The sequence below is a fragment of the Actinophytocola sp. genome (genome assembly GCF_045807065.1).
Classification (GTDB): Bacteria; Actinomycetota; Actinomycetes; order Mycobacteriales; family Pseudonocardiaceae; genus Actinophytocola.
In genome coordinates this window covers 15037-29235 of the sequence record NZ_JBJMIE010000829.1, presented here as the reverse complement: position 1 = coordinate 29235, position 14199 = coordinate 15037, and the positions used below count along the sequence as shown (strand labels likewise).

12 protein-coding genes are annotated in these 14199 nt (G+C 71.6%); 4 read left to right on the top strand and 8 right to left on the bottom strand.

Annotated elements, in window-relative coordinates:
• Positions 1-350: 350 nt before the first annotated feature.
• From sepH to ACJ73U_RS47935, 5 genes are all read right to left on the bottom strand, one after another.
• Complete coding sequence (gene sepH, locus ACJ73U_RS47955) at positions 351-2849, bottom strand: septation protein SepH (RefSeq protein WP_407784491.1); 2499 nt, start codon at positions 2847-2849, stop codon at positions 351-353.
• A 122-nt stretch (positions 2850-2971) separates the two neighbouring features.
• The gene (locus ACJ73U_RS47950; RefSeq protein ID WP_407784488.1) at positions 2972-3808 is read right to left on the bottom strand and encodes a phosphoribosylaminoimidazolesuccinocarboxamide synthase; all 837 of its coding nucleotides are present in this window, start codon (positions 3806-3808) and stop codon (positions 2972-2974) included.
• The gene (gene serC, locus ACJ73U_RS47945; protein WP_407784487.1) at positions 3809-4933 is read right to left on the bottom strand and encodes a phosphoserine transaminase; all 1125 of its coding nucleotides are present in this window, start codon (positions 4931-4933) and stop codon (positions 3809-3811) included.
• A 54-nt stretch (positions 4934-4987) separates the two neighbouring features.
• Positions 4988-6220 carry a sensor histidine kinase gene (locus tag ACJ73U_RS47940; RefSeq protein WP_407784486.1) on the bottom strand — a complete coding sequence of 411 codons (1233 nt, stop codon included), beginning with the start codon at positions 6218-6220 and terminating at the stop codon, positions 4988-4990.
• Positions 6217-6876 carry a response regulator transcription factor gene (locus ACJ73U_RS47935; RefSeq protein ID WP_407784485.1) on the bottom strand — a complete coding sequence of 220 codons (660 nt, stop codon included), beginning with the start codon at positions 6874-6876 and terminating at the stop codon, positions 6217-6219. The genes ACJ73U_RS47940 and ACJ73U_RS47935 overlap by 4 nt, the downstream gene beginning before the upstream one ends.
• Before the next feature lie 110 nt (positions 6877-6986).
• Between ACJ73U_RS47935 and ACJ73U_RS47930 the strand changes: the two genes are divergently transcribed.
• From ACJ73U_RS47930 to ACJ73U_RS47915, 4 genes are all read left to right on the top strand, one after another.
• A complete protein-coding gene (locus tag ACJ73U_RS47930) occupies positions 6987-7553 on the top strand; it encodes a hypothetical protein (RefSeq protein WP_407784484.1) in 567 nt (188 codons plus the stop codon).
• Complete coding sequence (locus ACJ73U_RS47925; RefSeq protein ID WP_407784483.1) at positions 7550-8626, top strand: peptidoglycan-binding protein; 1077 nt, start codon at positions 7550-7552, stop codon at positions 8624-8626. The genes ACJ73U_RS47930 and ACJ73U_RS47925 overlap by 4 nt, the downstream gene beginning before the upstream one ends.
• Positions 8623-9297, top strand: a complete 675-nt coding sequence (locus tag ACJ73U_RS47920) for an ABC transporter ATP-binding protein (RefSeq protein ID WP_407784482.1) — start codon at positions 8623-8625, stop codon at positions 9295-9297. The genes ACJ73U_RS47925 and ACJ73U_RS47920 overlap by 4 nt, the downstream gene beginning before the upstream one ends.
• A 283-nt stretch (positions 9298-9580) precedes the next feature.
• Positions 9581-10699, top strand: a complete 1119-nt coding sequence (locus ACJ73U_RS47915) for an ABC transporter permease (protein ID WP_407784490.1) — start codon at positions 9581-9583, stop codon at positions 10697-10699.
• A gap of 86 nt (positions 10700-10785) precedes the next feature.
• On the opposite strand, the gene ACJ73U_RS47910 is transcribed toward ACJ73U_RS47915, so the two are convergent.
• The 3 genes from ACJ73U_RS47910 to ACJ73U_RS47900 form a co-directional block, all read right to left on the bottom strand.
• Positions 10786-11964, bottom strand: a complete 1179-nt coding sequence (locus ACJ73U_RS47910) for a thioester domain-containing protein (protein WP_407784481.1) — start codon at positions 11962-11964, stop codon at positions 10786-10788.
• Positions 11965-12088: 124 nt separating this feature from the next.
• Positions 12089-13447 (bottom strand): serine hydrolase domain-containing protein, encoded by a 1359-nt coding sequence (locus ACJ73U_RS47905; protein WP_407784480.1) that lies wholly within the window; start codon positions 13445-13447, stop codon positions 12089-12091.
• A 64-nt stretch (positions 13448-13511) separates the two neighbouring features.
• Positions 13512-14132: a response regulator gene (locus ACJ73U_RS47900; protein WP_407784489.1), complete on the bottom strand. Its 621-nt coding sequence runs from the start codon at positions 14130-14132 to the stop codon at positions 13512-13514.
• Between the last annotated feature and the right edge of the window lie 67 nt (positions 14133-14199).

The following is a 14199-nucleotide window of genomic DNA, read 5'->3' as shown; positions in this document are numbered from 1 at the left end:
AGTCCCCCGCCCCGACCGCGTCTAACCCGCGTGTCCAACGCCCGGGCGGCGCGTGTCCAACGTTCTGGACGTGCGTGTCCAACGTTCTGGACCCGCGTGTCCAACGTTCGGGACGTGTGAGTCCAACGTTCCGGACCCGCGTGTCCGACGTTCGGGACGTGCGTGTTCGACGGTCGGGACGTGCGAGTTCGACGTTCGGGACGTGCGAGTTCGACGTTCGGGACGTGCGTGTTCGACGTTCGGGACGTGCGAGTTCGACCAATCGTGACCGTCGGTGGCGGCACGATTGGTCGAACTCAGCAGTCCTCAGCGTTGGACACGCGGGTCTTTTCGGTTGGACTCGCGCGGGGTCAGCGGTTGCTGCGGGTGCCCAGTAGGACGTCCTCCCAGGAGGGGACGCTTGGGCGGGCCTTGCGGCCCTTGCTCTTCTTCGGGGGTGCCGGGGGCGGGGTCGGGGCGGCCTTCGCGGCCGGTTCCTGCTGGGGTTCTTCGGTCGTGGGCATGGTGGTGGGGATGGCCTGCTGGCCGAGCTCCTCTTCTGCTGCTGGCGCGGCCGGGCTTGCTGCTGGCGAGGCGGTGCTTGCCGCGGCCGGGGTGGCCGCCGGGGGCGGCTCCTCGGGAGTGGCTGATGTGGTCGGGCGCGCGGGGCGCGCGTTGGCGGATTCCCTTGCCGGTGGGGACGGCGGGGACGTCTGTGCTGCCGGCTCGGCGGCGTTGTCCTGCTCGGTCGATGCCTTGGCGGCGGCCACCACACGAGCGGCGGTCTCCTTCGCCGCCTCCTCCTTGGCGGCGGCTTCCTGGGCGGCACCCTCCTGAGCGGCAGCGTCGTGAGCTGCGGTTTCTCGAGCAGCGGCTTCCTTCGCGGGCGCTTCCTTGGCGCCGGTCTCGTCAGCCGCTGCCTCGCGGGCTGTTGCCTCGTTGGCTGCGGGTTCGTTGGCTGCGGGTTCGTTGGCCGCGGCCTCGCGTTGCGTGGCTTCCTTGGCGGTCGCTTCGCGGGCTGCCGCTCCGCGAGCTTTGCCTTCGGCGGTTTCGCGGGCCTCAGTGGCCTTGGCCGTGGCCTCGCGCTCTGCCGCTTGCATTGCGGCCGTTTCGCGGGCTTCGCCTTCGGGGGTTTCGCGGGCCTTAGTGGCCTTGGCCGTGGCCTCGCGTTCTACCGTTTCCTTGGCGGCCGCTTCGTGAGCCGCCGTTTCGCGGGCTTTGCCTTCGGCCGTTTCGCGGGCTTCAGTGGCCCTGGTCGTGGCCTCGCGCTCTGCCGCTTCCTTGGCGGCTGCCTCGCGGTCGGCTGCCTCGCGGGCTTCGCGAGCTGCGGCCTCCCGTTCGGCGGCTTCCTTCGCGGCTGTTTCGCGAGCGGCTGTTTCGCGGGCTTCGCGTTCTGCCGCTTCCTTCGCGGCCGCTTCGCGTGCCGCTGCCTCGCGTTCGGCGGCCGCCTGCGCAGCGGCCTCCTTGGCCGCCTCGCGTTCGGCCGCCTCACGTGCTGCGGCTTCGCGTTCGGCGGCTTCCTTCGCGGCGGCTTCGCGGGCGGTGGTCTCCCGCTCAGCGGCTTCGCGGGCAGCAGCCTCGCGGGTGGCCTCCTGAGCGGCCGCTTCCCGGGCCGCGGCCTCCCGAGCCGCGGCTTCACGTGCCTCTCGCTCGGCAGCCTCCCGCATCGCGGCCTCTCGCTCGGCAGCCTCTCGCTCGGCGGCCTCAAGGGCGGCGGCCTCCCGTTCGGCGGCCTCGCGGTCCGCGGTCTCTCGAGCAGCAGCCTCGCGGGCGGCGGCATCGTGAGCAACGGCATCGCGGGCGGCGGCATCCCGGGCCGCGGTCTCTCGAGCGGCTAATGCCGCGTTTTCGCGGGCGACGGACTCTCGGATCGCGGCCTCGCGGGCCGCTGCCTCCCGAGGATCGCGGGTTTCCTGGCCGGGGCGGTACGGGTCCCGGTAGCGGGTGGGCTCGGCCGGGCGGCCCGGGGCGTCCGGGGGCGCCAGCGAGGCCGAGTCCACCCGGTAGTCGTGCGGTTCCGGCTGGTACTGGCGGTAGAGCTCGTGCTCGGGGATGGGCCGGTACGGCTCCGGCTGCCGGGAGTGCCGGTACGGGTCCTCGACCGGCAGTTCCTGCTGTTCGGCGGCGCCGCCGGTCAGTTCGAAGTCCTGGACGTAGTCCTGCTCCTCGCGTCGGGACTCCTCCACGCGCCGCAGGGACTCGCCGCCGTTGACGGCCTGGCGGCGGACCTCGGCCACCTGCAGTGCCTGCGCGGCCAGCTCCGTCACCGGGCGGACCGTGCGGAGCTGCCGGTTCGGGTTGGGGTCCAGCAGGTCGAGGGCGTGGTCGTCCAGCGGGGTCACCGTGCCGCCGTGGGCGCCGGGGTGGAACGACCAGTGGGCGTGGTTGTTCGAGCGGCCGGCCGTCCACGTGAGCTGGACGACCCACTTGCCGTCCTCGCCCTTCCACGAGTCCCACACCGCCGCCAGGTAGTCCTGGCCGCGGGCGACGAACGCCTGGGACACGACCTCGCCCAGCTCCTGCACGTCGGGGCCGTCCTCGCGGATCGGGTGCGCACGCTGTGCCAGCTCGGCGGTGCGCGACCGCTCGAGCAGGACGGGGTACGCGAAGCGCTCCACCTTCTCCGGTGGCACGCCGGCCGCGGCCGCGACCTGCTCTACGGACTCTCCCGCACGAATGCGGGACTGGATCTCACGAGGACGCATCTGGCTCTCCAGCTCGATGGCGATCTGGCCGAGTCGGGTGATGTCTCCTCTGGCCGCCGCACGCAGGCGCTCGTCCGCTGGAACCTGGAAACGTTCGCCGCGGTCGGACTCGAGGATGACGACTTTGCCATCCTCCCCGAGCCCCACGACCCGCAGCGCACGCATCGCGGCCTCCTCGAGCGACTGAACAGACTTCACCTCGCCAAGCCAACACGTTAGTTCGGCGAGTCTCCTTGACGGGCTAGGCGCGCCGAGTACCGTTCCAGTGATCTTCGCAGGTATCCGGTTTAACCGCGCCAGGGCAATCCGGTGATCTTCTCGTAGGCCGCTACGTATCGGGCTCGGGTGGCCACCACGACGTCGTCCGGGATCTCGGGCGCGGGTGGGTTCTTGTCCCAACCGGTGCCCGCCGCCCAGTCTCGCACGAACTGCTTGTCGTACGCGTGTTGTGCGCGCCCGGGCTCCCACGAGGCAGCGGGCCAGAAGCGGGACGAGTCGGGGGTCAGCACCTCGTCGGCCAACGTGAGCACGCCGTCACCGTCCACACCGAACTCCAGCTTGGTGTCCGCGACGATGATCCCGTTCTCCGCGGCCCGCGACACCCCGCGCCGGTACACCTCCAGCGTCAGGTCCCGCAGCCGCGTCGCGGTCGACAGGCCGACGGCCGCGGCCACGTCCTCGAACGTGGCCGGGGCGTCGTGCCCGCCGTCGGACACCTTGGTCGTCGGCGTGAAGATCGGTTCCGGCAGCCGCGAGCCCTCGACGAGCCCGCGCGGCAGCGGCACGCCGGAGACCGCGCCCGTCGCCTGGTACTCCTTCAGCCCGGACCCGGCGAGGTAACCGCGGGCGATGCACTCGAACGGCACCATCTCCAGGCGCCGGCACCGCACGGCCCGGCCCTCGAACTCGGCCGGCACGTCCGTCGCCGAGACCAGGTGGTTGGGCACGATGTCGGCGAGCTGGCCGAACCACCACACCGACAGCTGGGTCAGCAGCTTGCCCTTGTCCGGGACGGGCGTCGGCAGCACGACGTCGTACACCGACACCCGGTCCGAGGCCACCAGCAGCAGGTCGTCGCCGTCCGTGTAGATCTCGCGAACCTTGCCGCTGTAGACGTGCTGCATCTAGAGACGCTCCACCAGCCAGTCGATGCACCTGGTCAACGCGGTGATGTCGGCGGGGTCCACGGCCGGGTACATCGCGACGCGCAGCTGGTTGCGGCCCAGCTTGCGGTACGGCTCGACGTCCACGACGCCGTTCGCGCGCAGCGCCTTGGCGATCAGCGACGCGTCCGTGCCCTCGGCGAAGTCGATCGTGCCGACGACGTTCGACCGGTGCGCCGGGTCCGCCACGAACGGCGTCGCGAAGGAGGAGGCGTCCGCCCACTCGTAGAGGCGCCGGGCCGACTCCGCCGACCGCCCGACCGTCCAGTCGAGGCCGCCGCCCGCGAGCATCCAGTCGATCTGGTCGGCCATCAGGAACAGCGTGGCGATGGCCGGCGTGTTGTACGTCTGGTCCTTGAGCGAGTTCTCCAGCGCGGTCGGCAGCGACAGGAACTCCGGCACCCAGCGGCCGCTCGCGCCGATCTCCGCGACCCGCTCCAGCGCGACCGGGCTCATCAGCGCGATCCACAGGCCGCCGTCGGAGGCGAAGCCCTTCTGCGGCGCGAAGTAGTACACGTCGTAGTCCTCGGCGTCGACCGGCAGGCCGGCCGCCGCGGAGGTCGCGTCGATCGCGACCAGCGCCGAGTCCGACCCGGACGGGCGGGACACGGGCACGGCCACCCCGGTGGACGTCTCGTTGTGCGCCCAGCCGACCACGTCCGCGCCCTCGGCGTAGGTGATCTCCGGCGCGGTGCCCGGCTCGGCCTTCACGACCACCGGCTCCTTGAGGTACGGCGTGGTGACGGCCTTCGCGAACTTCGACGAGAACTCGCCGAAGGTGAACGCCTGCGCCTGCTCGCGGACCAGCCCGAACGCCAGCGCGTCCCAGAACGCCGTGGTGCCGCCGTTGCCCAGCACGACCTCGTAGCCATCGGGCAGCGAGAACAGCTCACGCAGACCGGAGCGAACCCGACCGACCAGGGACTTCACTGGCTTCTGGCGATGGGACGTGCCCATGATCGCCGCACCGTCGGCGGCGAGCCTGGCCAGCTGCTCGGGGCGCACCTTGGACGGGCCGGAGCCGAAACGGCCGTCGGCGGGCTTGAGGTCGGCCGGAAGCACCAGCTCGGTCGAGGTCTGGGTCATAGGACGGCTTCTCTCCACGTGAAGGGGTCGTCTGCGCGGCGCCGTTGCCGCCCATCAGTCTCCCTCACGCGTCGCGAGCACGACTTGGGGGCCGGTGGTGTCCTGCGCCACTGTGCCGGCCGGCACCGGCAGCTTCACCGTGACCCGGAGACCGCCGCCGGGGTTGGGTGTCGCGGACACGCTCCCGCCGTGCGCGTGCGCGACCGACCGCACGATCGAAAGGCCGAGGCCGGCGCCGCTGCGGTGCGCCGTGCGGTCCCGGTTGAGCCGGCGGAACGGCTCGAACAGGTGGTTCACCTGGTCGGACGGCACTTTCGGGCCGGTGTTGACAACGACGAGCGCCGGATACTCGCCGACCTCGATGGTGACCGAGCCGCCGGGCGCGTTGTAGTGGATGGCGTTGTGCACGAGGTTCGTGACCAGGCGTTCCAGCAGCACGGGGTCGCCGGGCACGGTCCTCGGCGCGAGCTCGCTGGTGACCCGCACGCCCGACTCGCCGGCCAGGTGACGGGCGCCGTCGACCACCGAGGCGGCCACGAGGTCGAGCCGGACCGGCTCGCGGCTGTCGAGGCCGCGGTCACTGCGAGCGAGCAGCAGTAGTCCCTCGATCAGGCGCTCGCTTCGCTCGTTCGTGTGAAGCAGGTGCGAGCCGAGCCGCATCAGCTCGGGACTGGCGGTCGGGTCCGCCATGGCGACCTCGATCATCGTGCGCTGCACGGCGAGCGGCGTGCGCAGCTCGTGCGAGGCGTTGGCGACGAACCGGCGCTGGCTGTCGAACGAGCCCGCGAGGCGGTCGAGCATGCCGTCGAACGTGTCGGCCAGCTCCTTCAGCTCGTCGTCGGGGCCCTCGTGGTTGATCCGCTTGTCCATCTGCGCCGCCTCGAGGCGCCTGGCCGTCGCGGTGATGCGCTTGACGGGTCGCAGGGCGCGGTCGGCCATGAGCCAGCCGAGCAGCCCGGCCATCGCCCCGACCAGCGCGAGCGCGATGCCGGAGATGACCAGCATGGTGCGCAGGGCCGACGTGCGGTAGTCGTCGATCGCCCCGTTCACGACGTTGAACGCGGGGGCGTCCTCGCTCCCCTGCGACGAGTTGTCCTCGGCCCGGTCCGCGGGCTGGTCCCCGGTTGGGCCGCTCTCCGAGAGCGTGCGGCCGCCGACGCCCGCGGTCGCCCCGTTCGGCAGGGTCGTGCTGACCAGGGTGTAGTTGACGACGAGCAGCACCGCGCCGGCCAGCAGGAACAACGCGCCGAAGGTGAGCGCGAGCCGGGTCCGGACGGACAGTCTCACGACAGCATCCGGTAGCCGGCGCCGGGCACGGTCTCGATCACCGGCGGGTCGCCGAGCTTGCGGCGCAACGTCATCACGGCGACCCGGACCGCGTTGGTGAACGGGTCGGCGTGCTCGTCCCACGCCTTCTCCAGCAGGTCCTCGGCGCTCACCACCGCGCCCTCGGCCCGCATCAGCACCTCGAGCACCGCGAACTCCTTCCGGGACAGGGGCAGGTGCCGGCCGTCCCGCGACGCCTGGTGCCGCGGCCGGTCGAGCACCACGCCGGCCTGCTCCAGCACGGGTGGCAGCGCCGGCCTGGCCCGCCGGCCCAGCGCCTGGACCCGCGCGACCAGCTCGGCGAACGCGAACGGTTTCGTCAGGTAGTCGTCGGCGCCGAGCGCGAGACCCGCGACCCGGTCGATGACCTCGGTGGCCGCGGTCAGCATCAGCACCTTGGCCTCGCCGCCGGCCGCGACCACGGCACGGCAGACGTCGTCGCCGTGGGTGCCGGGCAGGTCCCGGTCGAGTACGACCACGTCGTAGGCGTGCACACCGACCCGCTCCAGCGCGGCGTCGCCGTCGTAGCAGACGTCCACGGCCATGGACAGCCTGCGCAACCCCTCGGCGACCGAGTCCGCGAGGAGCAGCTCGTCCTCCACGACCAGCACCCGCATGACGGCCAGTGTGTCGGAGGCGGGGTTAAGGGCGGGATAAGCGTTTTCGCTTAGCGCGCCCGAATCGGCCGGCTCGTAGAACTTGTCGCCATCCAGGGAAGGAGATCTCCATGAGTCCACGATGGCGGCTGGCGGTACTGGGCGGGCTGTTCGCGCTGGTCACGGCATGTGGCAACGCGGGGGACGGCGGCACGGACGACGTCGCGTCGATGTCCTCGGCCTCGAACGCACCCAGTTCGGCCGCGCAGGGCGATGACGACGACTACGACAAGATCCTCGCCTACGCACGGTGCATGCGGCAGAACGGCGTCGATGTGAAGGACCCCGCACCGCCGAAGGCGGGCGGCGGCGAGGCCGGCGGTATCGGCGTCTCGGTGGACGGGCCGGGCGACAAGGAGAAGGTCGACAAGGCCCACGCGAAGTGCAAGCACCTGATGCCCAACGGCGGCGAGCCGGAGAAGCCGTCGGCCGAGGATCTCGACCAGGCGCGCAAGATCGCGAAGTGCCTGCGTGAGCACGGCATCGACGTCAAGGACCCGACCATGGAGAACCCGGGCCTCGACGTGGACGCCGGCGCGGGTGGCAACGACCCGGACAAGCTCGACAAGGCCATGAAGGCGTGCCAGCCCGCGGGCGCGAAGACCGAGCAGCACGCCAGCAGCGGGGGCGGTAGGTGACCGGCCCGGAGGTGGTCCGCCGGCGACGCAGGGTCCGGTGGGTGCTCGTCGGCGTGAGCGTGCTGGCCGTGCTGGGCATCGGCACCGCGGTGGCCGTCACCCGGTTGAGCAGTCGCCCGGTCGCGTTACCCCAGGCGCCGGCCGAGGCCGCCACGGCGGCCGTGCGCAGGATGGACCTCGCCGAGCGGGAGACGCTGACCGGTGAGCTGGGGTACGGGGCCGAGCAGTCGCTGACCGGACACCGGCCGGGGACGATCACCGCGCTGCCGGCGGTGGGGACGGTGCTGGACCGGGGTGCCGTGGTGTACCAGGTGGACGCGCGGCCGGTCGTGCTGTTCCTCGGTTCGCTGCCGCTGTACCGGGCACTGGCGGCGGGGATGACCGACGGGCCGGACGTGAAGCTGGTCGAGGGGAATCTGCGTGACCTGGGGTACGGCGGCTTCGGCACGCCGGACGACAAGTTCACCGCCGCGACCGAGGCCGCGATCAAGAAGTGGCAGAAGAAGCTCGGCGTCGACCAGACGGGTGTCATAGATCTGGGTGACGTCGTGGTCACCGCGGCTGCGGTCCGTGTCAGCTCGGTGGACGTGGCACTCGGGGCGGAGGGGACGGGCCCGCTCCTGAAGTACACGGACACGACGCGCTGGGTCTCCGTCGAGCTGAAGGAGGAGCAGAAGGACCTCGTGGTGGTGAACGCGCCCGTGACCCTGACCGTCGACGGCAAGCAGGTCCCCGGCACCGTCCGGTCGGTCGTCCCGGAGGCGCCGTCGGCCTCGGCGGACCCGAACGAGGACCAGACGCGGAAGTACACGGCGACGGTGTCGATCGACGACGTCGCGGCCATCGGCGCGGTGGACGCGGGCCCGGTGGACGTGGTCGTCACGTCGGGGGAGCGGAAGGGCGTGCTCGCGGTGCCGGTCGGCGCGCTGCTGGCCCTGACCGAGGGCGGGTACGCGGTGGAGCTGCCGTCGGGGAAGCTGATCGCGGTCACGACGGGCCTGTTCGCCGACGGCATGGTCGAGGTCACCGGCAAGGGGTTGACCGAGGGCGTGAAGGTGGTGACGACGTCGTGATCGTGCTGAACGACGTGAGCCGGACCTACCCCGGCGGCGTTCGGGCACTGCGGGACGTCACGCTGTCCATCGGGACGAGCGAGCTGGTGTCGATCGTCGGCCCGTCGGGTTCGGGGAAGTCGACGCTGCTGCACCTGATGGGCACGCTCGACAGCCCGTCGTCCGGCGTGGTCGAGATGCGGGGCCACGACGTGAGCCGCCTGTCGGACCGCCGCCTGTCGGCGTTGCGCTCGGAGTGGATCGGCTTCGTGTTCCAGCAGTTCTTCCTGTCGGAGGGCCTCCCGGCGGTCGACAACGTGGCAACGGGCCTGACGTACTCCGGCGTCCCTTCCCGCCAGCGGCGCGGCATGGCGTTGGCGGCACTGGACCGGGTGGGCCTGTCCCACCGCGCCTGGCACCTCCCGTCAGAACTGTCCGGCGGCGAACGCCAACGAGTGGCCATAGCCCGCGCGATAGTGAACGAACCGGCCCTGATCCTGGCCGACGAACCGACGGGCAACCTGGACAGCCGCACGGGCGCGGAGATCATGCGCCTACTGCTGGACCTCCGCGACAGCGGCGCGACCGTCGTGGTGGTGACCCACGACCGAGAGGTCGCGGCCGCCCTGCCACGCCGGATCGAAGTGCTGGACGGGGTGGTCCGCCTGGACACGGGGTTGGTGCCGCTATGACCCGCGACTTCAGCCCGACCCGGCCCGCTCCCATGGCGCGACTGAGGTTGATCAACGCGTCGCCCAGATGGTTGCGCGGGCAACCCCCACCCGATCCCGGGGGGCCGCCCCGAGGCCATTCTATCGGCTCTGGGCGACAAAGCCGCTGGTCAGTCGGGGTCGTGGACAACTTTTGCGTGGTTGGGGACGTTCGTGGGTGGCGGGGGGTGGGGGTGTGACCGCGCTTCTGCCCAGGCCGCGGCGGTTGGGGCCCGGGGACATCGGCCGCCTCGGGGCGCACGGGATGCGGACGCGGCCCCTGCGGGCGATCCTCTCCGCGCTCGGGATCGGGATCGGGATTGCCGCGATGGTGGCCGTCGTCTCGATTCCCGCGTCCAGTCAGCAGGCTTTGCGGGAGCAGCTCGCCGCGCTCGGGACCAATCTGCTGACCGCGGCGCCCGGGCAGACGATCATGGGGGCCGACGCCTCGCTTCCTACGAGTGCCGTGCCCATGGTCGCCAGGATCGGGCCCGTCACCGGGGTCTCCGCGACCGGCGACGTGGACACCACCGTGCGGCGGACCGACCGGATCGACGTGGCGGAGACCTCGGGCATCTCCGTGCTCGCCGCTCGCACGGACCTCCTTCGGCTGATTCGCGGCACACTCCACCGGGGGAAGTTTCTCGACAAGGTCACCGAGAACTTTCCGACTGTGGTGCTCGGGTCGGTCGCGGCCACACGGCTGGGGGTCGACCGAACGGGGACGCAGGTCTGGATGGGTAACCAGTGGTTCACCGTCGTCGGGATTCTCGACGCTGTGCCGCTCGCGCCCGAGATCGAGCGGGCCGCGCTCATCGGGTGGCACGCGGCGGAGGCGCTCGGTTTCGACGGGCACCCGACCACCGTCTACGTCCGCGCCGACGACGATCGGGTCGAGAACGTCCGTGCGGTGCTCGGCGCGACCATCAACCCCGAGTCACCGTCGGAGGTCAAGGTGTCCCGGCCGTCCGACGCGCTCGTCGCGAAGCGGCTCACCGAGACCTCGTTCAGCGCGTTGTTCCTCGGGCTCGGCGGCGTCGCACTGCTGGTCGGCGGCGTCGGCGTCGCGAACACGATGGTGATCTCGGTGTTGGAGCGCCGCCGTGAGATCGGGTTGCGGCGCGCGCTGGGTGCCTCGAAACGGCAGGTGCGCGGCCAGTTCCTCGCCGAGTCCGTCCTGTTGTCGCTGCTCGGCGGCATCGTGGGTGTGCTCGTCGGCGTCGGGGTGACCGCCGGTTACGCCCTCACCCGCGACTGGCCGGCCGTGTTCCCGCCGATCGCGCTACTGGGCGGCGTCAGCGTCGCCGCGGTGGTCGGTGCGCTCGCGGGCGCGTACCCGGCCATGCGCGCCGCCCGGCTCTCCCCGACGGAGGCCCTGGCCTGACCGAAGTCGACGAGCCTGACCGAAGAGCCTGACCGAGAAGCGCCGGTGGCTGGTGCGAAACGACGCCCAGCCACCGGCGCCAAAACTCATGCGCGTCGCCGCCGCAGGAACAGCAGCGAACCGGCGCCGCCACCCACCAGGACCAGACCGATGACCACCGGCCAGAAGATCGACGCGCCGGTCGACGCGAGACCGCCGGTGCTGGCCTGCGCCACCGGCGCCGCGGTCGTCGTGGTGGTCGGCGGGACCGTCGTGGTGGTCGGCACGGTCGTCGTCGTGGTGGTTGTGGTCGTCGGCGGGGCCGCGGTCCAGCTGCCGCCCGCGGACGCCGTCAGCGTCGTCTTCACGGCCGCGGCCACGATCAGCGACTGTGTCGGGTTCTTGGCGTAGTTCTCACCGACGAACAGCCGCCCGGTGTCCACGTTCGCCGACGCGGTCAGCTTGAACGTGCCGTCGCCGTCCGACGCGCCGGCGGGGACGTCCAGGTACAGCTCGGTGCCGTCCTTGATCGCGCCGGCCGCCAGCTCGTTGCCGTTCGCGTCGGTGACCCGGACGCCGTCGGGCAGATCAACCGTCAGCTGCTCCACCGTGGCGTTGGTGCCGACCTTGAACGGGCCGATCCGGGTGCCGGTGGCACCATCGGCCGACGACGGCGTGACCGAGAGCGCCGGGATGGGGGCCTCGGACAGGCCGGTGTTCGCCGGGCCGGTCAGGTAGTCGTAGAGGGCCAGGGCGTCCGCCGCGTCGTCCTCGTCCGAGGCGTCACCCGAAAGGGGGTCGTCTCGGTTGAGGTTCACGCCGTCGCTGAAGTGCCAGACCGCCGCCTGCGTGGCGGCGACGGCCTCCAGGACGTCGATGCCGTCGTGCAGCGGGCCGGGCAACTGGGCGGCGACGTCCGCCAGGCTCTTCGCCGGGTAGCCGTGGTGCAGGACCCAGTTGATCTTCGCCCGGTTGCTGTTGAACGGGGACTTCGCGTCCGGGTAGTCGTCCCACGGCCGCTCGACCATGTCGTGCTGGTCGTCGATGTCCGTGTAGATCTCGACGCAGTACATGCCCAGCGAGGTGCCGTCGGCGAGCGTGAAGCCGAGCAGGTTCGTCGGCAGGGTCGCCAGCCAGTCGTCGCCGACGTTGACCTGGTAGCCGATGACGTTCCCGTCGTGGTTCACGTGACCCTTGACCGGGTCGGCGGTGGCGGGCGCGGCGACCGCCATGAGCATCGCGGCGGCGCCCGTGAGGGCCGCACCGGCGCGGACGAACCTGGACATGACTCTCCTCTTGGGCCAGTCCCCGACGGCAGACCCAGCACGATACATAGGGTTGCGGCGACACCCGAGAGTGGGCATGCCGATTACCCGATCGCGATCTCAGGTCGAAGTGTTTCAGCGACTATCAGTCACCGGGCCGCCAGCCGCCGTCGTCCAGTCCACCTGGGATGGGTGCCTTCGGGTCGTACGGGGTGCGGGTGAAGACGAACGTCGCCAGGTCGAAGTGGCTCACCGTGCCGTCGGTGTGGTGGTGCAGCTTCAGTGTCTCGCCCGCGTAGTAGCCGTCGAGGCCGATCCACTCGCCCGCGCCGGTCGGGCGGAACCGGGAACCCCGGCCGCCGCCCGACGCCGGGCGCAGCTCGACCCAGCCGCCCGCCATCAACCGCAGCACGAAAGGGCTGGGACCCCAGAACCACGAGCCGGTCAGCGCGAGCAGGTCCGGGGACGCCTCGGTCAGCGGGCGCCACTCCGCGGGCAGCGCCGGTTCGTAGTCGTCCACCAGCTTCAGCAGGTCGTTCCCCAGCGCGGTCACGCCCACCCCGGACGTCGAGTTCGCGAACGTCAGCGCGCCGGTCGTCGTCGCCGGGTCGACCACCGCGTACGCCACGAAGCCCGGCATCGAGCCGCTGTGCCCCGCCAGCCGGCGACCGGAGTCCCGCCACACCTGGAAACCGAGCCCGTACCCCGAGGTCCACGTCGCGGCGTCGTCCACGACCGCGGGCGCACGCATCTCCTCGACCGTGTCCGGGTGCAGCACGGTCCCGGAGTCGCCGGCGATGAACCGCAGCCAGCGCGCCAGGTCGTTCGCCGTGGACCACAGCTGGCCGGCGGGGGCCATCGCGCCGGTGTCCGGTGCGGGCTCCGGCAGCAGCACGTCCGCGTACGGGTGCACGGCCCAGCCCCGCGCGGCCGGTGCCTCGGGCATCGGCGTCGTGCGGGACATGCCGAGCGGCGCGAGGATCTCCGTGTTCAGCGCGTCCAACCACGACGTGCCGCGCAGTTCGGCGACCAGCTGGCCGAGCGTGCCGTAACCGATGTTCGAGTAGTGGAACCGGGCGCCCGCGCGGTGCTTCAGCACGGTTTCGTCCACCTGGTCGAGCAGTGCGGGCCAGTCGGTGCCGACACTGCGCTCCCACCACGGACCCGGCGCCTCCGACGTCATGCCGCCGGTGTGGGACAGCAGCTGCGCGATGGTCAGATGTCCGTAGGGCGTGCCCACCACGTGCTTGTCGAGTGGGTCGTTCAGGTCGAGCCTGCCCTCGTCCCGCAGCCGCATCACCAGGACGGCGATGAACGTCTTGGTGATCGAGCCGATGCGGTACTGGGTGTCGGCGGTCGGCGCGGCGCCGTCCACCTGGCCGCGCGCACCGGTCCACAGAACGTCAGCGCCACGCACGACGGCTGCGACGAGTGACGGTGCCCGGCCCTCCGCCTGCTCGGCGGCCACTCGGCGGAGCAGGGCGAACTCGGTGGTTTGGAGCATGGCCGCATTCTTACCGAATTATCCCGCTGATCGCGCTACGTTATCGGTGTTACCAGTTGCCGGGTCACGGCAGGAGTCCCAGCGCCATGGCCGTGGTCACGGCGGCGGTCCGGTCGGACACGCCGAGCTTGCCGAAAGTGCGCAGCAGGTGGGTTTTCACCGTCGCTTCCGAAATGTGCAGACTCCGCCCGATGTCCGCATTCGTCAGACCTTTCGCGACCAGTGCGAGCACCTCGACCTCTCGCGAGGACAGCGACTGGGTGCTCGGCCGGCGCACCTGGTTGACGAGCCGGCCCGCGACCGACGGCGCGAGAACCGTCTCCCCGCGGGCCGCCGCGCGGATGGCACCCGCGAGGTCGGACCGGGACGCGTCCTTCAGCAGGTAGCCCGACGCGCCCGCCTCGACCGCACGCAGGATGTCCGCGTCCGTCTCGTACGTGGTGAGCACCACGACCCGCGTGCGCGGGTTGTCGGCGAGGATGCGTTCGGTCGCGCCGACACCGTCGAGGTCCCGCATCCGCAGGTCCATGAGGATCACGTCCGTCTCGGTGACCCGTGCCTGCGCCACCGCCTCCTCGCCGGAACCCGCCTCGCCGACGACCGTCAGGTCCGGCTCGGCCTCCAGCATGCCCCGCAACCCCTCCCGGACGACCGGGTGGTCGTCCACCAGCATCACCCGGATCACGCCGCTCACGCCCTCACCTCGCAGGCTCCGACCGGGTGCTCGCCGGCGTGACGGCCATGGTTCGCTC